20 protein-coding genes are annotated in these 24,839 nt (G+C 69.5%); 5 read left to right on the top strand and 15 right to left on the bottom strand.

What is annotated here, in order from left to right; genetic code table 11:
• The first annotated feature begins 1 nt into the window (after nt 1).
• The 3 genes from nuoL to BHS09_RS05665 are packed head-to-tail and all read left to right on the top strand — an operon-like array spanning nt 2 to nt 5,538.
• Complete coding sequence (nuoL, locus tag BHS09_RS05675; protein WP_140787954.1) at nt 2–2,230, top strand: NADH-quinone oxidoreductase subunit L; 2,229 nt, start codon at nt 2–4, stop codon at nt 2,228–2,230.
• Nucleotides 2,227–3,960, top strand: coding sequence for a complex I subunit 4 family protein (locus BHS09_RS05670; protein WP_140787953.1), 1,734 nt, complete (start codon nt 2,227–2,229; stop codon nt 3,958–3,960). The genes nuoL and BHS09_RS05670 overlap by 4 nt, the downstream gene beginning before the upstream one ends.
• Nucleotides 3,961–3,978: 18 nt before the next feature.
• Nucleotides 3,979–5,538, top strand: coding sequence for an NADH-quinone oxidoreductase subunit N (locus tag BHS09_RS05665; protein ID WP_140787952.1), 1,560 nt, complete (start codon nt 3,979–3,981; stop codon nt 5,536–5,538).
• Between the two features lie 78 nt (nt 5,539–5,616).
• Here BHS09_RS05665 and BHS09_RS05660 read toward each other — a convergent pair whose 3' ends face one another.
• The 7 genes from BHS09_RS05660 to hslO form a co-directional block, all read right to left on the bottom strand.
• Nucleotides 5,617–6,369, bottom strand: a complete 753-nt coding sequence (locus BHS09_RS05660; RefSeq protein ID WP_237080201.1) for a GNAT family N-acetyltransferase — start codon at nt 6,367–6,369, stop codon at nt 5,617–5,619.
• Nucleotides 6,370–6,870: 501 nt separating this feature from the next.
• Nucleotides 6,871–8,319: a sigma-54-dependent transcriptional regulator gene (locus BHS09_RS05655; protein ID WP_174258657.1), complete on the bottom strand. Its 1,449-nt coding sequence runs from the start codon at nt 8,317–8,319 to the stop codon at nt 6,871–6,873.
• Nucleotides 8,316–10,808: an ATP-binding protein gene (locus tag BHS09_RS05650; RefSeq protein WP_140797389.1), complete on the bottom strand. Its 2,493-nt coding sequence runs from the start codon at nt 10,806–10,808 to the stop codon at nt 8,316–8,318. The genes BHS09_RS05655 and BHS09_RS05650 overlap by 4 nt, the downstream gene beginning before the upstream one ends.
• Nucleotides 10,805–12,721: a selenocysteine-specific translation elongation factor gene (gene selB / locus BHS09_RS05645; RefSeq protein ID WP_140797388.1), complete on the bottom strand. Its 1,917-nt coding sequence runs from the start codon at nt 12,719–12,721 to the stop codon at nt 10,805–10,807. The genes BHS09_RS05650 and selB overlap by 4 nt, the downstream gene beginning before the upstream one ends.
• Nucleotides 12,722–12,740: 19 nt before the next feature.
• Nucleotides 12,741–13,433, bottom strand: coding sequence for a phosphoribosyltransferase (locus BHS09_RS05640; protein WP_140797387.1), 693 nt, complete (start codon nt 13,431–13,433; stop codon nt 12,741–12,743).
• 130 nt (nt 13,434–13,563) lie between these two features.
• On the bottom strand, nt 13,564–14,607 hold the full coding sequence (locus BHS09_RS05635; protein WP_237080200.1) for a Leu/Phe/Val dehydrogenase: 1,044 nt from the start codon (nt 14,605–14,607) through the stop codon (nt 13,564–13,566).
• Nucleotides 14,608–14,629: 22 nt separating this feature from the next.
• Nucleotides 14,630–15,514 carry an Hsp33 family molecular chaperone HslO gene (hslO, locus tag BHS09_RS05630; protein ID WP_140797386.1) on the bottom strand — a complete coding sequence of 295 codons (885 nt, stop codon included), beginning with the start codon at nt 15,512–15,514 and terminating at the stop codon, nt 14,630–14,632.
• Between the two features lie 262 nt (nt 15,515–15,776).
• Between hslO and BHS09_RS05625 the strand changes: the two genes are divergently transcribed.
• Entirely contained in the window at nt 15,777–16,457 is a 681-nt protein-coding gene (locus tag BHS09_RS05625) for a succinate dehydrogenase/fumarate reductase transmembrane subunit (protein ID WP_140787942.1), read from the top strand.
• Nucleotides 16,458–16,579: 122 nt separating this feature from the next.
• Here the strand turns inward: BHS09_RS05625 and BHS09_RS05620 are convergent, their stop codons facing one another.
• Nucleotides 16,580–17,086 carry a single-stranded DNA-binding protein gene (locus BHS09_RS05620; protein ID WP_140787940.1) on the bottom strand — a complete coding sequence of 169 codons (507 nt, stop codon included), beginning with the start codon at nt 17,084–17,086 and terminating at the stop codon, nt 16,580–16,582.
• A gap of 210 nt (nt 17,087–17,296) precedes the next feature.
• On the bottom strand, nt 17,297–19,543 hold the full coding sequence (gene dacB / locus BHS09_RS05615) for a D-alanyl-D-alanine carboxypeptidase/D-alanyl-D-alanine endopeptidase (RefSeq protein WP_140787939.1): 2,247 nt from the start codon (nt 19,541–19,543) through the stop codon (nt 17,297–17,299).
• A gap of 185 nt (nt 19,544–19,728) precedes the next feature.
• On the opposite strand from dacB, the gene dtd reads away from it, so the two are divergent.
• Complete coding sequence (gene dtd, locus BHS09_RS05610; protein WP_140787937.1) at nt 19,729–20,190, top strand: D-aminoacyl-tRNA deacylase; 462 nt, start codon at nt 19,729–19,731, stop codon at nt 20,188–20,190.
• On the opposite strand, the gene BHS09_RS05605 is transcribed toward dtd, so the two are convergent.
• From BHS09_RS05605 to BHS09_RS05580, 6 genes are all read right to left on the bottom strand, one after another.
• Nucleotides 20,187–21,032, bottom strand: a complete 846-nt coding sequence (locus BHS09_RS05605) for a hypothetical protein (RefSeq protein ID WP_140787935.1) — start codon at nt 21,030–21,032, stop codon at nt 20,187–20,189. The two genes, dtd and BHS09_RS05605, sit on opposite strands and share 4 nt — an antisense overlap.
• 33 nt (nt 21,033–21,065) lie before the next feature.
• On the bottom strand, nt 21,066–21,527 hold the full coding sequence (locus BHS09_RS05600; RefSeq protein ID WP_090485059.1) for a PTS sugar transporter subunit IIA: 462 nt from the start codon (nt 21,525–21,527) through the stop codon (nt 21,066–21,068).
• Between the two features lie 429 nt (nt 21,528–21,956).
• A complete protein-coding gene (hpf, locus tag BHS09_RS05595; protein ID WP_140787934.1) occupies nt 21,957–22,625 on the bottom strand; it encodes a ribosome hibernation-promoting factor, HPF/YfiA family in 669 nt (222 codons plus the stop codon).
• A gap of 212 nt (nt 22,626–22,837) precedes the next feature.
• A complete protein-coding gene (locus BHS09_RS05590) occupies nt 22,838–23,251 on the bottom strand; it encodes an SDR family NAD(P)-dependent oxidoreductase (RefSeq protein ID WP_335929010.1) in 414 nt (137 codons plus the stop codon).
• 83 nt (nt 23,252–23,334) lie between these two features.
• Nucleotides 23,335–24,120 (bottom strand): hypothetical protein, encoded by a 786-nt coding sequence (locus BHS09_RS05585; RefSeq protein WP_140787932.1) that lies wholly within the window; start codon nt 24,118–24,120, stop codon nt 23,335–23,337.
• A 13-nt stretch (nt 24,121–24,133) separates the two neighbouring features.
• Nucleotides 24,134–24,784 (bottom strand): GNAT family N-acetyltransferase, encoded by a 651-nt coding sequence (locus BHS09_RS05580; protein WP_140787930.1) that lies wholly within the window; start codon nt 24,782–24,784, stop codon nt 24,134–24,136.
• Between the last annotated feature and the right edge of the window lie 55 nt (nt 24,785–24,839).

The following is a 24,839-nucleotide window of genomic DNA, read 5'->3' as shown; positions in this document are numbered from 1 at the left end:
CATGACTCTCGTCGAATTCTTCCGGGCGGCACCCGTGGCGCCAGACATCCTGGCGCCCTCGCTCTGGCTCATCATCGCGCTGCCCCTGCTGGGCGCGTTCATCTGCGGTGTGTTCGGCAAGATGATGGGCCGGGCCAACGTCCAGCTCGTCGCCTGCGCGGCGGTGGCCGGCTCCTTCGTCCTGAGCCTGTTGGCCTTCTGGGCCACCAGCCACCACAACCCCGAGACGGGTCGGCTGGCGGCCATCTTCCCCAACCCGTTCGGCATCGAGCGGGACTTCGTGCGCTACGCGCTCGCGTACGACTACGGCACCTGGTTCTCGGTGGGCGACTTCCGGGTGAACTTCGGGCTGATGGTGGACCATCTGTCCGGCATCCTGCTGCTCATCATCACCGGCGTCGGCTTCCTCATCCACCTGTACTCCACCAGCTACATGGAGCACGACGCCGCGTACTGGCGGTTCTTCGCGTACCTGAACCTGTTCGTCGCGGCGATGCTGACGCTGGTGCTGGCCGACAACCTGATCCTGCTCTTCGTGGGCTGGGAGGGCGTCGGCATGGCCAGCTACCTGCTCATCGGCTTCTGGTACGACGATCCGGCCAAGGCCTGGGCCGGGCGCAAGGCCTTCGTCACCAACCGCATCGGTGACTTCGCGTTCCTCATCGGCACCTTCCTGCTGGTGCTGCTGGTCTCCGCCTTCACCCAGCAGTCGAACGCGGCGGACTACAACAACGCCGGCACCACCGCGCAGCACTACACGGCCGCGCTGGAGAAGAAGGGCCCGGTGACGTTCAAGGGCCTGGAGAAGATGGCCGAGGGCCTGGTGGACGGCTCCGCGGACAAGGTCGACCTGAGCACCCCCATCGAGGCGGGCCCGCTGGAGGGCTACACCTTCGGCGGCGTGATGACGGCGGCCATGCTGCTGTTCCTCCTGGGCGCCGCGGGCAAGAGCGCGCAGCTGCCACTCTACGTCTGGCTGCCGGACGCCATGGCCGGCCCCACGCCGGTCTCCGCCCTCATCCACGCCGCGACGATGGTGACCGCCGGCGTCTACCTGTTCAGCCGCATGTCCGCGCTGCTGGTGCTGAGCCCCACCGCCATGGCGACCATCGCCATCATCGGCGCGCTCACCTCGCTGCTGGCGGCGCTCATCGCCTTCGCGCAGGACGACATCAAGAAGGTGCTCGCCTACTCCACGGTGTCCCAACTGGGCATCATGTTCATGGGCGTGGGCATGGGCATCTTCTGGGCGGCGGTGTTCCACCTGATGACGCACGCCTTCTTCAAGGCCTGCCTCTTCCTCGGCGCCGGCAGCGTGATGCACGGCAACGGCGACGAGACGGACATCAAGAAGCTGGGTGGCCTGCGCAAGGAGATGCCCTGGACCTGGGCCACCTTCCTGGTCGCCACCCTGGCCATCACCGGCATCATCCCGCTGTCCGGCTTCTTCTCGAAGGACGCCATCCTGCACGGCGTGCACCACAACCACCTGCAGGGCCTGGAGTGGGTGTCCAGCCTCGTCTACTACCTGGGCCTGCTCATCGCGGCGTCCACCGCGTTCTACATGACGCGCGTGTACCTGCTCACCTTCGAGGGTCCCCGCTCGAAGGAGGCCCGGGTGGCCCACGCCCATGAGAGCGCCTGGCAGATGACCCTGCCGCTGGTGGTGCTGGCGGTCCTGAGCGTGGTCGCCGCGCGGTACGCGTTCGGCATCGACTTCTTCAACATGACGGCGCAGCCGGTGCTCGACAACTTCCTGAGCCCGGTGTTCAGCGCGACCAAGCGCATCACCGACGCCAGCGCGCTGGTAGCGCTGGACACCAGCCGCCCGCAGTTGGTGCCGGACTACCTCAAGGCCTGGGCCGTGGCCCTGGCGGGTGGCGGCGCGGCGGCCTTCCTCTACCTGCGCTACTTCCCTTCGCGCGTGGGTCTGCCGGATCCCGCCTTCATCCGCGCGGTGCGCCCCCTGGCGCTCAACAAGTTCTACGTGGACGAGCTCTATGAGCTGATTGTCATCCGTCCCGTGAAGTTCATGAGCTTCCTCCTCTTCCGCGTGGTGGACGCGCTCGTCATCGACACCGTGGCGGTCCGCGGCACGGCGTGGGTGACGGCGCGCGTGGGCAGTGCGCTCCGCTACGTGCAGTCGGGCGACGCCCAGGCCTACGCCGCTGTGATGGCCATCGCCCTGCTGGGCGGGATGGCCTACGCCCTCATCCAGGTGATGCAATGAGCTTCTTCGACAACCACCTGCTCAACCTCGTCGTCTTCCTGCCGCTGGTGTTCGCGGCGCTGGTGGCGCTGCTGCCGGCCGGCGAGAGCGGCCAGATTCGCACCGTCACGTTCATCGCCATGGTGCTGGACCTGGTGTTCGGGGTCTGGGCCTACATGACGTACGTGCCAGGCGGACCGGAGTTCCAGCTCGAGTACCGGGCGCGTTGGTTCGACCTGTTCGGCACCAGCTACCACATTGGCGTGGACGGCCTGGCCGTGAGCCTGCTGCTGCTCACCGTCTTCCTGGGGCCCCTGGTGGTGCTGGCGTCCACCACGTACATCAAGTTCCGCATCAAGGAGTTCCACCTGGCGCTGCTGGTGCTCCAGACGACGATGCTGGGCGCGCTGGTGTCGCTGGACGTGCTGCTCTTCTACATCTTCTTCGAGGCCATGCTCATCCCCATGTACCTCCTGGTGGGTGTGTGGGGCGCCGAGGACCGCCAGATGGCGGCGGTGAAGTTCTTCCTCTACACGCTGGCCGGCTCGCTGCTGATGCTGGTGGCCATCATCGCCGTGTACTTCATCAGCGCGCCGGTGGGTGCCCGCTCGTTCGACTACGCGAGCATCTACAACGGCCTGCTGGACGCCAACCGTCAGCTCAGCGCGTGCACCGCGGGACCCGCGGGCGCGTGTGATTCGCTCACCGGGCTGGCCGCCACGCTGCACACCTGGGGTCCGTGGCTGTTCGGGGCGTTCGCCATCGCGTTCGCCGTCAAGGTCCCGATGTGGCCGCTGCACACCTGGTTGCCGGACGCGCACGTGCAGGCGCCGGTGGCCGGCTCCATGATTCTGGCCGGCGTCACCCTGAAGATGGGGACCTTCGGCTTCTGGCGCTACGCGATTCCCTTCTTCCCGGTGGCCACGCAGCAGGCGCGGCCCTTCCTGGCCACGCTGGCCGTCATCGGCATCGTGTACGGCGCGCTGATGTGCCTGGCGCAGCGGGACATCAAGAAGCTGATCGCGTACTCGTCGGTCAGCCACCTGGGCTACTGCATGCTGGGCATCCTGGCGATTACGGCCGAGGGCGCCACGGGCAGCGCGTACCAGATGCTCAACCACGGTGTGTCCACGGGCGCGCTGTTCCTCCTGTTCGGCTACCTGTACGAGCGGCGCCACTCGCGCCTGATGGCGGACTACGGCGGCATCGCGAAGGTGATGCCGGTGTTCACCGCGGCCTTCGTCATCATCACCTTCTCCTCCATCGCCGTGCCGGGCACCAACGGCTTCATCGGTGAGTTCCTCGTCCTCCTGGGCACCTTCAAGAGCGACCTGGGCGAGGCCGCGGGCAACCCGCACCTGACGGCGGTGTTCGGCGGCTTCGCCACGCTGGGCGTCATCCTGGGCGCGGCCTACATGCTGTGGATGGTCCAGAAGGTGTTCTTCGGTGGCATCACGCACCGGGAAAACCAGCACCTGACGGACATGAACCTGCGCGAAGGCCTCACGGTGCTTCCCTTCATCGTCCTGGTCGCTGTGATGGGTCTGCAGCCGCAGCCCTTCCTGGACCGGCTGGCGCCGTCCACGGACCGATTCCTGGCCCGCGCCCGCGTGGGCACGCCGGGGGCCGAGTTGCAGGAGGACCGACTTCGGGTAGAGGTGATGTCCCTGCCATCCCGTCAGGTCGTCGCCGCGCCGTCCGCGCCCGTTCCGCTGGCCGCCGCCCCGGCCGTTCCCTCGCCGCGGCAGTAGGCCGCCTGAGCTTCCGACATGAACCTGCCCAATCTCAGCCTGGCAGACTTCCTCCCGCTGCTGCCCGCCATCATCATGGTGGTGGGTGCCTCCATCCTGCTGCTGTCGGAGGTGTTCCTCTCCACGACGGCGTCGCGCGCGTACCAGGCGGTGCTCACCGTGGTGACGGCGGTGGCGGCCGGCGCCATGGCGCTGACGACGATGTTCGAGCCACCCCAGGAGGTGATGCTCGGCTTCGGCGTGATGGACCCCTTCTCCAGCTTCCTCACCTTCGTGGTGTGCGTGGGCCTGGCGCTGGCGACCCTGAGCTCGGTGAGTTTCCTGCGCAAGCGAGGCGCGGAGCGCGGTGAGTTCTACGCGCTGATGCTGTTCGCCTCAGCGGGCATGAGCCTGCTGGCGATGTCGAACGAGCTCATCACGCTCTTCGTCAACATCGAGGTCCTCTCCCTCTCCACCTACGCGCTGACGTCGTACCTGCGGCGTGGCACGCGGCCGAGCGAGGCGGGCTTCAAGTACTTCATCCTGGGCGCCTTCTCGTCCGCGGTGCTGCTCTACGGCGCGGCGCTGCTGTACGGCGCCACCGGCACCACCCACCTGACGGCCATGGCCGGTCCGCTGTCCACCGCCATGTCGTCGCAGCCGGGCCTGGTGTACGCGGGCATCATCCTGGTGATCACGGGCTTCGCCTTCAAGGTCGCCGCAGTGCCGTTCCACATGTGGACGCCGGACGTCTACGAGGGTGCGCCGACGCCGGTCACCGCGCTGATGAGCGTGGGCGTGAAGGCGGCCGCCTTCGCGGCGATGGTCCGCGTGTTCTTCATGGTGGGCAAGGGCGTGGACCCGCAGATTCTGCTGAGCCTGTTCTCCGTGCTGGCCTTCCTCACCATGGTGGCGGGCAACCTGCTGGCGATTCCACAGCGCAACGTGAAGCGCATGCTGGCGTACTCGTCCATTGCCCACGCCGGCTACCTGCTGGTGGGCGTGGCCGCCCTCTTCGTCACCGGTCCGGGCGAGCAGTTCCGCCTGCTGGGTGCGTCCGCGCTGACGGGTGGTACCCCGTTGGACCTGGCCCGCGCGGAGGCGCTGCGCGGCATCCTCTACTACCTGCTGGCGTACACGTTCAGCGCGGTGGGTGCCTTCACCATCGTCTCCGTCCTGGAGCGTCGCGAGGACGAGGAGAAGGGCACCGCGTGGGATTTGGAGCGCTTCAGCGGGTTGGCGCAGCGCAAGCCGGGTTGGGCCTTCGCGATGGCGGCCTTCATGCTGTCGCTGGGTGGCATCCCGCCCACCATCGGCTTCATGAGCAAGCTGCTCATCTTCCAGGCGGCCGTGGACGCGGGCCTCATCGGCCTCACCATCGTCGGCGTGCTCTCCAGCGCGGTGGGCATCTATTACTACCTGCGCGTGGTGGTCTACATGTTCATGCGGCCGGTGCCGGAGGGCGCGCAGGCGCTCGAGAAGAGCTGGTCCACCGAGCTGGCGCTGGTGCTGTCCACCGCGGCGGTCGTGATTCTGGGCATCATCCCCGGTCCCATCATGGGCTGGCTGGAGCAGGCCAGCAGCATCTTCGGCCAGTAGCTTCCGGCTCCGCCGTCACACCCCGCCCGCCCCGGCTTCGTGCTCGGGCGGGCGTCGTGTTTTCAGCGCCCGTGTGAGTCAGGGCGCCGCGTCCACCAGTGGGCCGCGAAGCTCCAGCGTATCGAGGCGCGTCTGTGCTCCCGCTTCGCGGAGCAGGTGAACCAGAGGCGCGTCATCCGTCACCGAGACATTCAGCGAGGACACGCTCTCACCCAGGCGCGCGAAGGCATCTTCGAGCAGGGTCCGCGCATGCGCGGGAGACACCGCGAAGAAGGGATACAAGAGAGGCATGGAGGCGCGCAGGTCCATCATCCCCAACCACCGGCGTGCAGGTGTTTGGGGGTCGACGAGCCCCAGCAGCCGGTGCGAGTCACTGGCCGCGAAGCCCGCCAGTTTGCCGGGAATCATCCCGAAGGCCTCCGTCAGCGCGCCGCAGTCCTCCAGCGACACCGGCACCACGGCCCCGTCCGGTGACGCGGGGGGGAGCGCCGCCAGGTGCGCCCGCGTCACCCGCAACGTGGTGGCCTCGCGCGCCGGCCGCATGCCCAGCGAGGTGTAGAGCGCGAGCGCGGGCACGTTGTCCCGCTTCACGTTGAGGCCCCAGCGGGTACATCCTTGTGCGCGCAGGTGGTTGGCCAGGTGCGACATCATCCGGCGCCCCAGGCCCTGCCCCCGGGCGGACGGCGCCACCACCAACTGCAACACGAACCCGAAGTCCCCCAGGGCCTTCATCACGGAATAGGCCGCCACGCCCTGGGGGCCCTCCGCAACCAGGGAGAGTCGGGCGAGTTCCGCCGCCCACACGGGCTCGGAGGGAGGGGGATCATCCACCCCAAGTTCAAGAAAGAGCCGGGCGAAGACAGCGTGGTCTTCCGGCCGGCCAGGACGCAGCACCCACTGAGATTCAGTTGAACCCACCTGCGCTTCCCTTCGTCGCGAACTGGCTCGGCTTACAGACGCGGAAAAGAAGGCGGCCCGACACCCCAAAGAGGTGCCGGGCCGCGGGTCTTCTCAAGGTGACTCACCGGAAGTGCTGAAGGGGTGGGGGGGAACCGCCTTCAGCCTCGCTTCGATGTGTCCCGCGTGTTCCTTTAGCAGTCGCCGTGCCAGCCGCCTCGCGGGGAGAAACTCTAGTTTTCTCAAGCACTTGAAGAACTAACTGACGCTCCCCCTGCCCCACCGCTCCATTTCATGGCTGCAATGGAGTTTCAGAAGTGAAAAAGACGAGTAAATTCAGACACTTGCCTTTTTCACCTATGAACCCGTCCATTTCGGATCTGAATCCATGGCCGCGGGAAAGTTACATGGGTGAGCCTTCCCCCGACTCCAGGGCTATTCCCGGGCCAGTTCGCTGGGCGGACGCAGGTTGAGCCGCTTCATCTTCCGCCAGAGGGTGGTGGAGGAAACGCCGAGTTCATCGGCGACGCGCGCCAGGTCCACCCCGTGCCGCTCCAGGGCTTGGGTGATGGCGTGGCGCTCCGCCTCCTCCACCACCTGGGCCAGCGTGGGCCCCGCGCTGGCGTTGCGCCCGAGCGCCCCGCCCTGCCCGTCCAGGAAGGCGACGCTGGGGGTGCCATGGGCCGGCGTCATGCGGCCCTGCCGCACGGGGAAGTCCTCGGGCAGCAGCTCATCGCCCTCCGCGAGCGCTGCGGCCTGCTCCACCAGGTTCTCCAGCTCGCGCACGTTGCCGGGGAAGCCGTAGCTCATCAGGTGTGCCACGGCGGCGGCGGACAGGCGCTTGGGGTTGGGGCTGCGGGCATTGGCCCGCTCCAGGAAGTGCTCCGCCAGCGCGGGCACGTCCTCCAGGCGCTCGCGCAATGGCGGCACGCGGAGGGCCACCACGTTGAGGCGGTAGTAGAGGTCCTGCCGGAAGCGCTTGTCGCGCACCTCCAGCTCGATGTCCCGGTTGGTGGCGGCGACGATGCGCACATCCACGCGCAGCGCGGTGGACTCACCGACGCGGCGGACCTCTCCCTCTTGCAGCGCGCGCAGCAGCTTGGACTGGAAGGTGGGGCTGGTCTCCGTCACCTCGTCGATGAAGAGCGTGCCGCCGTCCGCCTCCTCGAAGAGGCCCCGGCGGGACTTCACCGCGCCGGTGAAGGCGCCCTTGGCGTGGCCGAACAGCTCACTCTCCAGCAATGACTCGCTGATGGCCGCGCAGTTGACGGGCACGAAGGAGCGGGCCTTGCGGCGGCTGTGCGCATGGAGCGCGCGCGCCACCAGCTCCTTGCCCGTGCCGCTCTCGCCCTGGATGAGGACGGTGGCGTCGCTCTGCGCCACGCGCATCAGCCGCGTGGTGAGCTCGCGCATGGCGGAGCTGCGCCCCACCAGGGCGGACAAGCCGTGGCGCTGGTTGAAGTCGGTGGTGAGGTTGTCCACGTCGCGCAGCAGGCGCGCGCGCTCCAGGGCGCGCTCCACGCGGTAGCGCAGCTCGCTCTCCTTGAAGGGCTTGGTGACGTAGTCGTAGGCCCCCAGGCGCATGGCCTCCACGGCGCTCTCGATGGAGCCGAAGGCCGTCATCATGATGACCTGGAGCCGGGGTGCCACCTCCAGCGCGCGCCGCAGGAGCGTGAGCCCGTCCATGGGCTCCATCTTCAGGTCCGTCAGCAGCAGGTCGATGCTGCCGCTGGCGAGCTGGGCCAGGGCCTCCTCGCCGGTGGCGGCCTCGAAGACGGTGTAGTTCTCCGCCCGCAGCAACAGGGCGGTGGTGGCGCGCATGTTGCGCTGGTCGTCCACGACGAGGAGCCTTCCTCGGGTCGGCGGAGTGTTCGCGTCGGTCATGGGAAGGACGGAGGCTGCGAGAACGGCAGCCGGAAGGTGAAGGTGGTACCGCGCCCCGGGATGCTGTCCACGGCGATTTCGCCCCGGTGCTCCTCGAGGATGCGCCTGACGACGGCCAGCCCCAGGCCGGTGCCCTGGGCCTTGGTGGTGAAGAACGGCTCGAAGACGCGGTGGAGCAGCTCGGCGGGGATGCCCGGGCCCTGGTCCACCACGTCGATGCGCAGCTGCTCGCGCCCCGCGTGGGCTTCACGGCGCGCGCGAACCTGCACGAGTCCACCCTGCGGCATGGACTGGATGGCGTTGACCGCCACGTTGACCAGCGCCTGTCGGATGAGGCGACGGTCCATGGGTACCGGCGGCAGGCCGGGCTCCACGTCGGATTGGATGCGGATGGAGCGGTCCGCGCCGCCGCCCTGCATCCGCGCGGCCTCCAGCGAATCCTGGAGCACGCGTCCCAGGTCCTCCTGCTGGAGCACCGGGTCCCTGGGACGCGTGTAGTCCAGCAGGTCGCCGACGATGCGATTGAGCCGGTCGCTCTCCTCCCCCAGGATGTCCAGCAACATGGCCGCGTCGCCGCCCGGCACCAACAGCCGGCGCAGCGAGGCCACCGCGTTGAAGATGACGCCCAGCGGGTTGCGCACCTCGTGGGCGACAATCGCGGACAGCTCGCCCAGCGCGGCCAGCCGCTCGCGCTTCACCATCTCCGCGCGCGTGGCGGCCAGCTCCGCGTAGCTGGCCCACAGTGACTCGTACAGGCGCGCGTTGGCGATGGACAACGCCAGTTGGCCACACGTGGCCTCCGCCAGCTCGATGAGCTCCGGACCGAAGGCGCGCGGGCCCCGCGTGTCGTCCACCACCACCACGCCGATGAGCTCCTCGCGCGAGGTGAGCGGCAGCGCCAGCAGTGCCTTCTCGTCGAAGCGGTGCGCGAGCTCCGGGTTGAAGCCTCCGTCCGCGGCGGACACGTCCTCCACCGCGATGGGCCTGCGCTCACGCGCCACGCGCGCCGCCAGGCCGTCTCCATGGAGGGGCAGCACCACCGTGCGGAAGTAGTCGCGGTGCGCGATGGAGGCCGCGGCGCCGCGCAGCAGCCGGGCGCCCTCGTCGTACAGCAGGATGTAGCAGTTGGACACGTCCAGCAGGCGGACGAGGAAGTCGGCGGCCACGTCCAGGATGCTCGACGTCTCCAGCACGCCGGACGTGGTGCGTGCCAGGTCCAGCAAGAGGCGCGTCTCGGCCAACTGGCGCGAGGACTCGGCCCGCAGCCGGCGCTGCTCCAGCAGCGTCACCAGCAACTCAGACAGCGTGCCCAGCAGGCGCAGGTCCCGTTCGTCGAAGGGCCTCCCCGGCGCGCGCAGCACCTGGAGCATCCCGCACACCTCGCCGCCGCGAATCAGACACACCGCCGCGCCCGCCCCCAACCGCCCTCCGGACTGCTCCGCCAGTGGAGCCTCGTCCGCGGACGAGGACAGCGCGCCCTCCGCGCCACACGACAGAACACCTGTGAGCCGGCGCGCGTCCGCCGTGTCCTGAAAGCCCACGTGGGAGGACAGCGTCAGCGTGACTTCGGGAGGCGTCGAGAGATGCAGCGCAGCGGCGTCCGCCTGGAGCAGCGACGCGACGCGCTCCAGGAAGTCCTCCTGCGTGGGTGGAGACGGCTGCGCGACGAAGCGCGCCACCTGCGCCACCGCTTCCATCTCCCAGCGACTGCGCGCGCTCTCCGCCTGCACGCGCGCGTCCGCCAGCGCGGCGCCCACCACCTTGGCGAAGAGCATCAACACCGAGCCGTGATGCGGCGCCACCCACTGGCCCTCCACCCACAGCACCTCGGCCTGGGGGCCGCCCACGGGCAGGTAGACGTGGCTGGGAGCGGCCTGGTCCGCGCCGCCGAAGACGGGGCGCCCGTCCGCGAGCGATTCCAGCCCCAGGCGCGCATCCTCCGGCAGTGGCTCCCCGTCCCGGGACAGCAAGCCCTCGCCCTCCCAGCGCAGCAACCGGGCCCGGAAGCCCGCGGCCTCCAGTCCCTTCAAGGCGACGCGGCGGACGGCGTTCTCCGAGTGCGCGGACACCAGCCCCGCGGACGTCTCCACCAGCCGCTCGGCCACCGACATCTCCGGCGGCCGGTTCTCCATGGGCACGCAGTTGAGCAGCAGGCCCCCTCCCCCGCGCTCCAACACGAAGCGGGACGCGGTGACGGCCACCTCGCGCGCCACGCCATCCGCGCAGGGGACCTGGAAGAGCTGGGAGCCTTCATGGAGCGGCGCACCGGCCTCCACCCGCCAGTAGCGCTCGACCACGCGGCTGCGGTCCTCTGGCTGGATGAAGTCCATGACGGAGCGGCCCTCCACCTGGGCGCGTTGCAGGCCGAGCAACGCGACATACGCGTCATTGGCCACGAGCACCCCTCCATCCACCACCGCCAGCATGGGGTTGCGGAAGGTGTCGATGAGGGCGCGAAGCTCCGCCTCGCTGTAGCGCTTGGTACTCATCCGCGACGCAGCACCCGCTTCTCTCCTACCCGGAGCGTGACCTTCTCCCGGTCGAAGTATTCGGACAAGGGGATGACGAACTTGCGGCTTTGCCCCACCATCTCCTTGAAATCCTGGGTGGTAATCTCCTTCTTCTCGCGCAGGTGGGCAACCAGGCGCTCGCGCAGGGACGCCAGCGCCCCGGCCGCGAACCACAAGCCCTCCGAGACGCGCACCGCCGCCCCCTCCACCACCATGACGCCCAACAGCTCACGCAGCCGGGAGGCGGGAAGCTGGAGCTTCTGCTCCAGTTCGGGAAGCGAGGGAGGCGCCAGGGCCGCGGCGGACAGCTCTGCCGCCAGCCGCGCCCGAGCGGCGGTGTCCCCCAGGCTCAACGTGCGGCCGCGCCCCTTGAGGCGCACCACGTCCCGCTCCAACTCCACCCGGCCTCCTTCCACCAGGACCTGCAACACCCGCAGAAACGCCCGCGCGTCCAGCGCGGAGGACAGCCGCCGCCGCAGCTCCTCGCGGGACAGGCCTTCGCGCAGGGGCTCGCGCTCATGGAAGGTGGCCAGCAGCGACAGGGCGCGGCCCTGCAACGCCTCGAAGACATCGCCGGAGAGGTACAGCCGCCGCTCCCGGTCGATGAGGAGCGCGCCGCCCCGCGCGCCCAACAACTCCAGCGCGCGCGTGAGGACCCGAGGCCCTAGCGCCGAGCGGCCGAACAGCTCCGGCTGCGTCAGCCCGCGATAGCCCGCCTGCCGTAGCAGCCAGGCCACCTGCCCCGCCGGGTCCGCCTCCAGCAGGGGCACCACCGCCGACGCGCCGCCTTTGCGCCGCTTCGGCGGGGAGATGGACAGGATGCGGCCTCCCGCCACCGTGGCGCCTCGTCCCGGAAGGGCTCGCGCGCCGCGCAGGATGAAGCGCTGGCCCACCAACGCACCCACGGAGGTGCCCAGGCGCAGCTGCGCCAGCGTCGTCTCGCCGGGCTCCAGTCGCTCCACATCCAACAGCGCCACCGTGGCCTCCACCTGCGCGGTGCCCAGGTGCAGCAGCAGCTTCGAGCGACGAGGCAACGGGGACGGAGCCGCGGGCAGCAGCGTCAACTCGACGTCGAGCATGCGCGTCTCCGACAGCTCGCCCGCGCGCACCAGCACCATGCCCCGGTGCAACGCCTCCGGCTCCACGCCGGTGAGGTTCACCGCCGCGCGCTGTCCCGCCTCCACGGCGGACACCGCGTCGCCATGCCGCTGCACCCCGCGCACGCGCAGCGGACCGGGCAGTCCGGGCAGAAGCGATACCGCGTCATCCACCGACAGCGCTCCCGACAGCAGCGTGCCCGTCACCACCGTGCCAAAGCCCTTGATGGTGAACACGCGATCCACCGGCAGGAAGGCGGGCCCCTCCGAAGGCCGCTCGGGCAGCGCCTCCGCGGCCCGGGTGAGCGCGGCGCGCAGCGCGTCCAACCCTTCCCCCGTTCTGGCGGAGCAAGCCACCACGGGCACCGACTCCAGGAAGGTCCCCACGGTGAGCGCGGCCAGGTCGGCCTCCACCAGCGCGCGCCACTCCGGGCCCAGCTCCGCCAGCGTGTCCGACTTGGTGAGGGCGATGACGCCGGCCCGCACGCCCAGCAGCCGGCAGATGTCCAGGTGCTCGCGCGTCTGGGGCATCACGCCCTCGTCCGCGGCCACCACCAGCACCACCATGTCCACGCCGCCGGCGCCGGCGGCCATGGCCTTCACGAAGCGCTCGTGGCCCGGAACATCCACCACGCCGGCCACGGTGCCGTCATCCAGCGTCAGGTGGGCGAAACCCAGCTCCAGGGTGATGCCGCGGCGCTTCTCTTCCTTGAGCCGGTCGGTGTCGATGCCGGTGAGCACCTTCACCAGGGACGTCTTGCCATGGTCGATGTGGCCCGCCGTCCCGACAATCATGGCGTCACCGCGCCAAGGCTCATGCGCCAGCCTTGTCCGGGTCCTCGTCGAAGCGCGCGTCGCCGGTGGAAGGCTCGTAGTCCCAGGGGAAGACCATGAGCGAGGCGCTGGAGAGCGCGGAGTAGTCCGGCGAGAAGCCACCAGGCTTGGTCATCAGGCACGCGGTGGCCACCTTCTTCGCGCCCGCCTCGCGCGCCAGGGCGGTGGCCAGCTCCAACGTGTCACCGCTGGAGGCCACGTCGTCCACAATCAACACGCGACGGCCCTTCAGCTCCGCGGGCATCTCCCCAGCGAGCTGCGGCGTTTTCGAGGTGCGAGGCGTGGAGCTGCCCCGGTCCCTGCTGCGGCGACTGATGCGCACGGGGAAGAACGGACAACCGAGCGCCCCCGCCAGCGCGCCGCCCACGAAGACGCCGCCGTGGGCCACGCCGACGACCACCTGGGGTTCAAAGGTCTCCTGGATGGAACCCGCCAGTTGCTGGACCGCGCGGTCGAACTCCTTCCAGGTCAGCTCCTTCACGCCGCTGGACGCGGAGCGGCCCCGGGACTGGTCCTTCCCCGTCGGCTGGCGCGGCGCCTCCACCTGGGGCGCCAGCACGAGGTCTTCGGGAATGGAGACGAGCTTCTCCGCCTGCGTCCGCGACGACTTCGACGTGGGGGACTTCTTCGAAGAGGCCTTCTCGGTGGGCTTGCTCTGCCGCTTGGTCGCCACGGCGCTGAACTCCGGCTGGGGTGTGTGTGCGGCCCCGTCATACTCCGAGGACCGCACGGTGGCCACATCCGGCCACACCCCAGACGTCGCCTTTGTCTCGCGGCAACACACGCACTGCGTGCGTGAGCGCTCAGCCGGCCAGCCGCTCCTCGACAATCCGGTCCGCCACCTGCTCGGGGCGCAGGCCGGATTCCTTCGCGCGGGCCAGCACCGTGTCGATGGTGTCGAAGATGAGGGAGGCGCGGGAGTACGCCTTGTCCCGGTCATATCCCGCCCACTCCTGGGCCACGTTGATGAGGCCGCCGGCATTGGCCGCGTAGTCGGGCACGTAGAGGATGCCGCGCCGGGCCAGCTGCTCGCCGTGACGCGACGTGAGCAGCTGGTTGTTGGCCGCGCCGCACACCGCCTTCACGTTCAGCAGCGACAGGGTGGTGTCGTTGATGGCGCCGCCCAGCGCACAGGGGGCGTAGATGTCCGCCTCCATTCGATGCAGTGCGTCGGCGTCCACCGCCGTGGCGCCGTACTGCGTCACGGCGTGCTGCACGCTGGCGGGGTTGATGTCGCTCACCCACACCTTGGCGCCGCGCTGGTGCAGCTCCTTCACCAGGTACATGCCCACGTGCCCCACGCCCAGCACGGTGACGCGCAAGCCCTTCAGGTCCGGGCTGCCGAAGACGTGCTTCGCCGTGGCTTCCATGGCGCGCGCCACGCCGTACGCCGTCACCGGCGACGGGTCTCCGCTGCGCTCCTTCAGGCCAACGACATACTTCGTGTGGCGGCGCACGTGCTCCATGTCGTCGGGGCTGGTGCCACTGTCCTCGGTGGTGATGTAGCGCCCGCCCAGGGACTCCACCGCGCGACCGAAGGACTCGAAAATCCTTTCACGGTCGAAGTCACCGCGCGGCAGCATGATGACCGCCTTGCCACCGCCGTGGGGCAGCCCCGCGAGCGCGGCCTTGTATGTCATTCCGCGCGCCAGACGGAGCGCGTCCGCGACGGCTTCCTCCTCGCTGGTGTAGGTGGACAGCGCGCGGGTGCCGCCCAACCCCGGGCCGAGCCGCGTGTTGTGCATGCCCACGATGGCACGCAGGCCCGTCTTGGAATCACTCAACAGGTGGACGGCTTCGTAGCCGCCCTCAAGCAACTGCGTGAAGTAGCTCATGGCGCGCGGCAAGTACCGTCGCGCCTCGTGCAAGTCAAATGGCGCCGCGCTCCAACATGCCGCGGATTTCGTCTCCAGGAATGACATAGCGCGTCGTGCAGAACTGGCACGTCGCCTCCGCCTGCCCTTCCTTCTCCAGCAGGTCCGTCAATTCCTCACGTCCCATGGCCAGGAGCGCGCGCAGCACACGGTCCTTGCTGCACGAACAACCGAAGCGCAGCGGGTAACGCGACATGACCTCGAAGTCGGGCTCCGGCAGCAGCGCACGCAGCACGGCCGTCGCCCCCGCCTCGCCGTGCGCCTGGAGCGCGGGCGCGAAGTCACGGCGCAGCCGCTCACCCAGCGCCGCGAAGGCCTCCATGTCCGCGCTGGGAAGCGGCTGGACGAGCAGGCCGGCGACGCGGCCCAGCGGCTCCGCGTCCCCGCCTTCCGGCAGCTGCGCCAGCAGCACGTGTGACGGGAGCTGATCCGACTGACGGAAGTAGCGCTCCAGGTCGGCCGCCAGGTCGAAGGCCTCCAGCTCCACCGAGGAGCGGTAGTACTCGCCGCCGCCCAAATCCCGCAGCACGGACAGGAAGCCCTTGTTCCCCAGCACGGGGCGCCAATGGTAGTGCCCGTCGCTCCCGGAGTACTCCACGTAGACGTTCTTCACGTACCCGCGGACGAGCCCGGACGTGTCCCCATCCACGAAGAGGCCCCGCAAGGGGCCGTCACACTCCACCTGGATGTTGATGCGGGAGTCGCCCTTCTGCAGGGCCCCCATCAGGGCGGCGGCGGTGAGGGCCTGCGACAGGAGCACGGCGGCGGCGGGCGCGGTGCCATGGGTGGCACGCGCCTGGCGCGACAGCTCCGTCGTGGTGGCGAGCACCACGCGCAGGTCCGTGTTCTTCAACATTCCACTGACAAGCTCGTCGGACATATCGATGGCAACTAGCGTGCCCGAGCCCGCATTGCCCGCCAACGACAGAAGGCGGGAGCCCCGGCGCCCGGCAGGCGGGCAGCAGCGGGGCCCGGGGTGACGCATAAGGTCAGCCTTATGCCTCCGTGTGGGTGTGCTGGCATGCCGGGGTGCGGAAGAAATCCAGCCCCGGCGCTGGAACGGCTATAAACCGCCGTCCGACTGTCACCTGCCCTCGACCGTGGACGCGGCAAGACGCCCGCGCGCCGCCGCTGGAGATTCGATGAGCACCCAAGCCGCTGCCGCAGTAGAGACGAAGACACCGCTCCTCAAGTCCCGCCTGGGCTCGTTCCTCGCGGTGGTTCCCCTGTCCATCTGGGTCGTCAACCACCTGTGGGACAACCTCTCCGCCTTCAACGGCGCGGACGCCTGGCAGAAGTCGGTGACGACGTACGCCAACCCGTTCTCCCAGGTCTTCACGTTCATCATCGTCCTGCTGCCGCTGCTGATGCACACCGGCTGGGGGCTGGTGCGCCTGTTCAGCTTCAAGCCGAACAACGTCCGCTACAACAACTACGGCAACCTCAAGTACATCCTCCAGCGCATCACCGCGGTGGGCGTGCTGGCCTTCCTGGGCGCCCACATCTGGCTCGCCTTCCTCTACCCGCGGCTGGTGCTGGGACACCCGGAGGCGTTCGATGACATCGCCCGGGAGATGCACCACCACGCGCCCACCCTGTTCGTCTACCTGCTGGGCACGCTGGGCACCTCGTACCACCTGGCCAACGGCCTCCAGGGCTTCGCCATGGGCTGGGGTCTGCTCTCCAGCGAGCGCTCCATGCGCAAGTTCGAGCCGGTGGTCATCATCCTCTTCCTGGTCCTGACGGCGATGAGCTGGGCGGTCATCTACGCGCTCTACACCGCGGGCGCCGCCTTCAGCCCCGTGGGTGCCACCCCTCCGTGACGCGGACCGGGCCCGGCGCTCCCGGGCCTGGCAGTCCAGGCGCACGAAGCACACCGGCCGCCCCCGAGACTTCCGGGGAGCGGCCGGTTTCATTTCCAGGGGTCCGCTGGCTTCAGCCGGGCCTAGAAGGGGATGTCGTCGTCGCCGTTGCCGCCGCCATGGCCACCGCCCATGTCGTCCGGAGGCGGCTGACCATAGTCATTGTTGTCTCCCCCGCGCGGCTGGGAGAACTGCCGGCGTCCACCGCCCCCGCCCCCGCCACCGCCACCACCCATGCCGTCTCCGGCGTCACGGCCCCCACCGCCGAGGAACGTCACGGCGTTGGCCACCACCTCGGTGGTGTAGTTCTTCCGGTTCTCCTTGTCCGTCCACTCGCGCGTCTGCAGGCGGCCCTCGACGTAGCACTGCCGTCCCTTCTTCAGGTACTCGCCGCAGAGCTCCGCGAGCTTTCCCCAGACGACGATGCGGTGCCACTCGGTCCGCTCCTGCTTCTGGCCATTCTTGTCGACCCAGCTCTCGCTGGTGGCGATGCGGAAGTTCGCCACCGCCTGACCGCCGGGAGTGAACCGGACCTCCGGGTCCGCCCCGAGGTTGCCGATGAGGATGACCTTGTTCACGCCTCCAGCCATGACTGCATTCCTTTCTCACGAGAACCGGTCCACCAAGGACCGGTTACACCCCGGACGCACCCGCCGGGTTTGATTCCCACCTATAGCAGTGGGTACTGACACCCAGCCAGAAAGCCGCCTTCTTCCTGGGTGTCGTACGCCCGTCTGCCACCCGGCCAGGGAGGCATGCCCGGCCGGAGGGAACTCGCGAGAAATACAGCGGATTCCGGCCTACCCGCCCGGGCGGTTGTCGGCGGTGGAGGACTCCGGCGCGTTGCCCGCGGGCGCCACCATCTGCACGGGGGTGAAGCCCTCCGGCGTCTTCGCCGGGGCCTTGGCCTCCGCCACCTTCTGCGACAGCGTGGAGTCCAGCCCCTTGGCGAAGGACGCCAGCCGCGGATCCGACGCGCCCAGCGTGCGGCGCAGTGACTTCCAGAAGGGGTGGTCCGCCTGCCCCGCCTGCACCAGCGCCCGCGCCAGCAGCGTGGTGCACGCGTCCCTGTCACCGGCGCTGGCGGCCCGAAGCGCCACCACCAGCTCCTCCGGCGCGGTGCGAGCCACCTCGCCCAGGGCCTCGGCCATCTCCGTCTGGGCCTGCGTGTCCGTGCCCGCCGCGCCCGCCAGCTCCAGCACTCGGGCCAGCGCCTCCGCGTTTCCGCCCGCCGCCAGCTCCACCATGCTGCTGACGCCCGGCACCTCCACGGACAGCACCCGCGCCACGTCCTTCAGCCGGCCATACACTTCGGCGGTGGCCGAATAGCTGTCCAGCAGCGTGCGCGCGCCCAGGTAGTCGTGCGGGTTGGACTGGTAGAGGCTCTCCGCCAGCACCGCGCGCACGGCCGGATCTCTCTCGCTGCGCCACGCGGTGCGCAGGAAGCCGATGTTGCGCTGGTCGCGCTGCGCGCCCAGCTCCAGGTACGTCTTGATTCGAGCGGCCACGTCGTCCACGGCACCGGAGGGCCGTCCGCTGTCCGCCAGCGCGGCCACCGCCGTGGACGGCCCCAGGCTGGAGCCGGTGGCGGCCACCGCCGCGCCCAGCGCGTCCAGGCCCGCGACGATGGGGCCGGCGCGGCCCGCGAAGTCGTTGGCCATGATGGAGAAGGTGAAGCGCTCCCCACCCGCGCTCGTCACGTAGCCGCTCAGCGCGGACACGCTCTCCAGGGTGCCCGTCTTGGCGCGCAGCCGGCCCACCGCGTCACTGCCTTCGAAGCGGTACTTGAGCGTGCCGTCCTTGCCCGCGATGGGCACCGACGACAGGTACTCCGGCGAGAAGGGGAAGCGCTGCACCATGTGCCGCAGCAGCTGGTTGAGCTGCGTGGCGGAGAAGCGGTTGGCGTCGTTCAACCCGCTGCCGTTCTTCATTACGTAGGTGCCGCGAGGGATGCCCACGTCGCGCTCCAGGAACTGCTCCACCACGTCCACGCCCTTGGTGAAGGAGCCCGGCGAGCCGCGCAGCTCGGCTCCCATCGTCTTGAGGAGCTGCTCGGCGACGAAGTTGCTGGACAGCTTGTTGAGGCGCTTGAGGAGCACGTCGAACGTATCCGACTGCGACACGTGCAGCATGCGGGCCTTGGTGGACGTCTTGCCCAGCTTCACCTTGCCCTTCATCTTCACGCCGCGCGTCACCAGCATCTGCTTGAGCGACTGGCCGAAGTACATGGGCGGGTTGTCGATCTTCTTCCAGACGCTGACGGCGCCGCCGCGCTCCCCCGGGAGCTGGCCGCGCACGACAATCTTCTGCTGGAGGCCCGAGGGGTCCGACGTGACGGACACACGGCGCGCGCGCCGAGGCCCGGTGGTGAGCTGGTTCTCCACCACGAAGTAGTCGCTGGGCGGCTCCATCTCCACCACGCCCTTGGCGCCCGGCGCGCTGCCGGGCCGCAGGTAGATGGCCACCGCGTTCCAGTTGAGGCTCACCGCGCCGGTGGGCGCCATGTAGGCGCGGTCCGTGTCCTCCTGGTCATAGCCGGGCGGCGTGCGCTCGGCGTCGAACCACGAGTCGTCCACCACGATTTCGCCCACGTCGCGCACGCCGGCGTGCCACAGCTCCGCGACGATGCCCCACAGGCGCTCCGTCGTCATGGACGGGTCGCCCTTGCCGCGCACGTAGAGCGTCTTCACCTTTCCGTCCGCGCCCAGCTCCGGCTCCACCAGGAACTCGGTGTCGTAGCGGAACTCGGGCCCCAGCGACGCGAGCGCGGCGGCGGACGTCACCAGCTTCACGTTGGAGGCGGGGTTGAGCAGCTCGTCGGCGTTGTGGCTGAACACCACGGTGCCGTCGTCCAGGCTCTGCATGAGCACGCCCATGCGGCTGGCCTTCAGTGGCGCGCGCTGGAGGACCTCCAGCAGCGCGGACTTGAGGGCCTCGCGGTCCGCGCGCTTCTCCGATGAAGCGGGCGCGGCGTGCGCGGCGTGAGAAAGCGACAGGAAAATAATGGCCGACGCGGCCAAGATGCAGCTGGCTCGATGGACCTGCACACTCTCTCCGGGGAAGTCAGGTGCCATTATGCGGAACGGGGCAAAAGGCGGGCAAGGGTGAGTGGCTGCGTGAGTCCACGTCTGGGCGCTCGCTCTTCCAGCAGGCAGAAACCTGACATTCCAACTGTAACGGCGTGACTGACGCGAGCCCCCGGTGAGACACGCCTGTCCACGAGGTGACTTCGATGAGAGCGGTGGTGCAGCGCGTGCTGGAGGCGTCGGTGACGGTGGAGGGCCAGCGCGTGAGCGACATCGGCCCGGGCCTGCTGGTGCTGCTGGGCGTGGGCAAGGGCGACACGGAGGCGGACGTGGCGTGGATGGTGGAGAAGCTGGCCACGCTGCGCATCTTCGAGGACGCCGCTGGGAAGATGAACCTGTCGCTGGAGGATACGTCCCGGCAGCTCATCGTCGTCAGCCAGTTCACGCTCTACGGCGACGCGCGCAAGGGGCGCAGGCCCAGCTTCATCGACGCGATGGAGCCCGTGAGCGCCAAGGCCCTCTATGAGCGCACCTGCGAGCTGTTGCGCCAGCGAGGCCTCAATGTGGGCACCGGCATCTTCGCCGCGGACATGAAGGTGGCACTCGTCAACGACGGCCCCGTCACGCTGCTGCTGGAGAGCCCCGGGCCGGCCGCGCCCAAGGGCTAGATTCGGACGCCGGAGCTCTTCGTCACCAGCGCCGCCAGTCCCTGCTTCGCCAGCGCCGCGCCGCGAAGGTGCGCGGTGAGGGCGCCCAGCTCGCGAATCCAGTTGGCCGCGCGGGGCCCCAGGCCGGAGAAGGCCACCGTGAGCGGCGGTGGCTGCGGCTGCTTGCCCAGCCAGTACGCCAGCACCTCCTCCTTCTCCGGCAGCGACGGCAGCTTCATCCGCGCCTGCTCGCGGGCCAGGAGCCGCTCCAGCTTGCGCGGAAGGTTCACCTGCCAGTGCGCCACCTTCTTCGCCGGGCGCCAGGCCCAGTCCGCGAAGGCGTAGCGCGTCCCGGGGGAGTACTCGCCCCGGCCCTGGGTGGTGAACACCTGGTCCGGCGGAAACTCCGGGAAGGGCTCCCACAGGCCGGCCAGCAGCGAGGCCAGGCCCACGTCCTCACGCGGCCGGAAGCGGAAGCGGTCCCGGACGTCGCGCGCGCCCCGCGCGTCCCAGTAGGGATAGTCCGCCTCCTCCACCATCAGCGCCAGGTGCAGGGCTTCGTCCCAGCCGTCCGCGTAGCCCGCCTCCGCCGCACCGACCTCCCAGCCCGCGGGGCCTTCGGTCCAGTGCAGGAAGACGAGCCGGTCCACCAGGTCCGCCCAGGGGTCCGCGTCCACGGAGCCCACGCCGCCGGGCAGCGCCGTGGAGAGCATCCGCTCGCACAGCATGCGCGCCTGACCGTCCCCCAGTTGCTCCTGCAGGGACTCCAGCGCGCCGGGGGCATCCCCCATGGCCCGCTGGAAGAAGGGCAGCAGGTGTTCGTGGAAGAAGCGGTCGCTGATGGGTCTCAGGACGACGTCCATGGTGCGGATGTTCCCCCCGGAACGCACGCCTGCTCAAGGCCGCGCGTCTTCCTGGACGATGAGGGCGTGGATGTCCGCGGCCGTGGGCGCCTCGAGGATGGCGGCCCGGAAACGCGGGTTCTTGAAGAGACGGGAGATGCGGGCCAGGGCCTTGAGGTGAACCCCCGCGCTGTTCTCCGGCGCTACCAGGGCGAAGAACAGGTGGGTGGGCTTGCCGTCAATGGCCTCGAAGTCCACGCCCGCGCGCGACACGCCGAAGGCGGCCTGGAGCTGCCCCATGCCCGGCAGCTTGCCGTGGGGGATGGCCACACCCTCGCCGATGCCCGTGCTGCCCAGCTTCTCGCGCTCGCGCAGCACCTCCACCAGCCGGTCCGCGGTCAGCAGCGGATGGGCGCGTACCAGCGTGGCGCTCAGTTCACGCAGGACTTCGGGCTTCGTCCGCGACTGCATGTCCGCGATGACGGCTTGGGGGCTGAGGAACTCGGCGATTCTCACTGACGCTCCCGCGCTGGCGCTCGTGGTTGGCGGCAATTACTCCTCACCCCTCTTTAGCGCAAGGGTGGCCTGTCTGGATGCGCGCTCGCCGCGCTCACTGCGCATCATGACGCGGAAGGGAAACCCGTCCCATGGGCGGTAGGGACTTCCCATGAAGCGTCTGCTCCTGTCGACTGTCATCGACATCGCGTCGAGGGCTCGCCGGGGTGGCCCCTACCCGCGTCCAGGCCCCCTTCGTTAGCGGCCTGGTGGACCGCCCCCGCGGCGGGACGTGGCCGCGGGCCCATGGGCACCCGCACCGACGCCCTCCTGCACGCGGAGGCATTCGAATGGTGGACCGCGCCCGGGACGCGGCGGACTTCCCGCCGTCACACGCCGTCACCCCACTTCACCGGGTGACGGCGCGCGGTATCAGCGGTCTGCGACGGCTCAGGTCCCCGTGGCGGCGATCGCCGGGGCGTGCGGCTCGATGAGGCCGTACTGGCCATCCTTGCGCCTGTAGACGATGCACAGCGACTCCGACTCCACGTTGTGGAAGACGTAGAAGTCGTTGTTCATCAGGTTCATCTGCATCACCGCATCATCCACGGTGAGCGGCTTGACGGTGAGGTGGGTGGCACGCACCTCGCGCGCCGCCTGCGACGGGGCTGCGGGCTGCGCGGGCACGACGACAGCGGGTTTCGGCGCGGCTTCACTCGCGGAGGCTTCGGCCAGCGACGTCAGCTCGTCCACGTCCGGGAGCTCGAACACGGCGTGGCGGACCCGGAGCTGCTCCACCAAATCCTGCCGGTGGTGGACTCGCTCACGGCCATGGTGCGTCTTCAGCTTGTCACGGTAGCGCCGCAGCTGGCGCTCGATCTTGTCCATCGCCAGGTCGATGGACGCGTACATGTCATCGCTCTTGTCGCGGCCCCGAAGGACCCACGCGCCGGAGTGGATGGTGATGTCCGCATGGTGGAGGTGGCGTTCCAACGACAGGACCACATGGGCCTCGCCGGCTCGGTCCAGCAACCGGTTCACCCTTTCGACCTTCTCGCGTGCGTACTCCTTGAGGGAATCGGACGCTCCGAACTGACGGAAGGTGATGTTGAACTGCATGCGTGGCTGCCTCCTAGGGTGAGAGGTGAGCTCCGTGACGGATCTGAAACTTTCCCAGCCCTGGAAAGCAACCCGCCCCACCAGGTTGCCTGTTCCCGGACACACCACCCGTCCGAGGGAGGACATCCCGCCTGCACCTCGCGTCACTGGCAATGGCCCCCTGTTTGGAACCATGCCAGCGTGCGCCCGGTGACATCACGCGCCGCGTCAGCTCACGCGAGCAGCCGCCCGCCCGTCACGCCGTCACGCCCAGCACCTCCGCGTTGACCGAAGTCCCCGAAGCGCTCCACCGCCGCCCCCTGGTACGCGGCGTTGTTGACGAGGATGTCGACGCGCCCGAAGCGCTTCGCGGTGTCCTCCACCAGCTTGCGGCACTGGGCCTCCACCGACAGGTCACCGGGCAGCAGCAGGGCCTTGCGCCCCGCGTCCTCCACCACGCGCTTCACCTGCTGGGCGTCGTCCCCTTCGCTGAGGAAGGACACCGCGACGTCCGCGCCCTCGCGCGCGAAGGCCAGGCACACCGCGCGGCCCATGCCACTGTCGCCACCGGTGATGAGCGTCACCCGGCCCTCGAGCCAGCCCAGCCCCTTGTAGGACTGTTCGCCGGAGTCAGGCTCCGGGGCCATCCGCCTCTCGTGGCCGGGGTGCGGCTGCGACTGCAGGGGAAAGGGCGGCTTGGGGCCCGCTCCCCTGCCCGCTCACCGGCCCCTTACTGCACGTTGACGACCCGCTCCTCGGAGTGGAACACCGTCGCCTCGCAGGTGGCGACGCCCGTGCACTCCAGCACCTCGCCGGACGCGGTCGCGCTCAACGTGAGCAGGTGGGCGGCGACAGGCGTCGTCGGCAGCAGGGTGAAGCGGACGACCGCCTCTTCCTGCTCCGTGGGGATGGTGGCCGTGGCGCTCCCGCCCTCGCGCAGCAGGGTGGCCGTGGCGCGGCTGGGGACCTCGCCCTCGGGCAGCCACCGGAACGAATACTCCTGGCCGCGCATGAGCCGGTCCTCGGCGCCGGGACCCTGGAAGGAGAAGAGGCGCTTGGCCTTTCCGTTCTTCATCACCAGGGTGATGGTGTGCGTCCCGTCCTGGAGGACGATGCGGGCGTTCTCCATGGGCTGCCGCACCCAGACGTTGGGGTCGAAGTCGTAGTAGGCCCGCGTGGGCACGCACACGTCGCGGCCCGCGGTGTCGTCCACCCCACCCCGCTCCAGTGCCATCGGCTGGCCGTTGAAGGTGGCCGTGACGCCCTCGCGAAGCTCGGTGCACCGGTCCTCTTCCGCCGCGGGCGAGAAGGTAACGGTGACGCGGTGGGAGCCCGGCTCGTCCACGCCCTCGAAGATGTCCACGTCCGACTGGGACAGCGTCAGCGTCCGGTCGGAGAGTCCCGCCAGGTCCACGGCTTCCGAAGTGAGGCTGCTGCCACAACCCGACAACAGGCCCACCGCGACGAAGGCCCCCGCCGGGATGCGAAGAAGGTTGCGACGAAAAATGGGATTCATGCGGCGCCGCACCCTATACCCGCGCCCCGCCGTCCGCGAGCAGCCCTTCCAGCCGAACCTTCACTTCCGGCCACTCCGTGTCGACGACGCTGTAGTACGCGCTGTCACGCACCACACCGCCGCGCACCAGCTTGTGGTGGCGCAGCACCCCCTCGAAGCGAGCGCCCAACCGCTCGATGGCCGCCCGCGAGCGCGCGTTGTGCTTGTCTGTCTTGAGCTGCACCCGCATGACGCCGAGCGACTCGAAGGCGTGCCGCAGCAGCAGGTACTTGCACTCCGTGTTGATGCGCGTGCGCCACACGCGGCGGCCCAGCCACGTGTAGCCAATCTCCAGCGTCCGGTGGTCGCGCTGGATTTCGAGGAAGCGCGTGGTGCCCACCGGCGCGCCCGTCCGCCGCTCGATGATGACGAAGGGGCGCTCGCTCCCTCGCTCGGCCGCCTGGCAGGCGCTGTCGATGAAGGCTGCTACGTCCGCTTCGGTCCGCAGCACGCACGAGAACCAGGTGAAGATGTCGTCCTCGCACAGCGCGGCCAGGGCCGGCGCATGCTCCGGACGCAGCGGCTCCAGGCGGACGTCGTGCCCTTCGAGCGTGATGGGCGGAACGACGAGGGGGACGCAGTCACGCCGGTGCACGACGGCATCGGGAGGGAGGGTGGCGCTCATGGGACGCCCACTCTGCCCACCCGGGCGCGCCGTCGACAAGCGGCGCGCCCGAACA

Source organism: Myxococcus xanthus (genome assembly GCF_006402735.1).
GTDB lineage: Bacteria > Myxococcota > Myxococcia > Myxococcales > Myxococcaceae > Myxococcus > Myxococcus xanthus_A.
The sequence above is the reverse complement of the archived record's forward strand: the minus strand, read 5'-3'. Positions and strand labels throughout refer to the sequence as shown.

Excerpts from the sequence above, each read along its gene's own strand:
- dtd (WP_140787937.1), top strand. The coding sequence starts at position 19,729 with ATGAGAGCGGTGGTGCAGCGCGTGCTGGAGGCGTCGGTGACGGTGGAG.
- hpf (WP_140787934.1), bottom strand. The coding sequence starts at position 22,625 with ATGCAGTTCAACATCACCTTCCGTCAGTTCGGAGCGTCCGATTCCCTC.
- selB (WP_140797388.1), bottom strand. The coding sequence starts at position 12,721 with ATGATTGTCGGGACGGCGGGCCACATCGACCATGGCAAGACGTCCCTG.
- BHS09_RS05670 (WP_140787953.1), top strand. The coding sequence starts at position 2,227 with ATGAGCTTCTTCGACAACCACCTGCTCAACCTCGTCGTCTTCCTGCCG.
- BHS09_RS05650 (WP_140797389.1), bottom strand. The coding sequence starts at position 10,808 with ATGAGTACCAAGCGCTACAGCGAGGCGGAGCTTCGCGCCCTCATCGAC.
- BHS09_RS05590 (WP_335929010.1), bottom strand. The coding sequence starts at position 23,251 with ATGGCCCCGGAGCCTGACTCCGGCGAACAGTCCTACAAGGGGCTGGGC.
- BHS09_RS05585 (WP_140787932.1), bottom strand. The coding sequence starts at position 24,120 with ATGAATCCCATTTTTCGTCGCAACCTTCTTCGCATCCCGGCGGGGGCC.
- BHS09_RS05620 (WP_140787940.1), bottom strand. The coding sequence starts at position 17,086 with ATGGCTGGAGGCGTGAACAAGGTCATCCTCATCGGCAACCTCGGGGCG.
- BHS09_RS05655 (WP_174258657.1), bottom strand. The coding sequence starts at position 8,319 with ATGACCGACGCGAACACTCCGCCGACCCGAGGAAGGCTCCTCGTCGTG.
- BHS09_RS05625 (WP_140787942.1), top strand. The coding sequence starts at position 15,777 with ATGAGCACCCAAGCCGCTGCCGCAGTAGAGACGAAGACACCGCTCCTC.
- BHS09_RS05605 (WP_140787935.1), bottom strand. The coding sequence starts at position 21,032 with ATGGACGTCGTCCTGAGACCCATCAGCGACCGCTTCTTCCACGAACAC.
- BHS09_RS05665 (WP_140787952.1), top strand. The coding sequence starts at position 3,979 with ATGAACCTGCCCAATCTCAGCCTGGCAGACTTCCTCCCGCTGCTGCCC.
- hslO (WP_140797386.1), bottom strand. The coding sequence starts at position 15,514 with ATGTCCGACGAGCTTGTCAGTGGAATGTTGAAGAACACGGACCTGCGC.
- BHS09_RS05580 (WP_140787930.1), bottom strand. The coding sequence starts at position 24,784 with ATGAGCGCCACCCTCCCTCCCGATGCCGTCGTGCACCGGCGTGACTGC.
- nuoL (WP_140787954.1), top strand. The coding sequence starts at position 2 with ATGACTCTCGTCGAATTCTTCCGGGCGGCACCCGTGGCGCCAGACATC.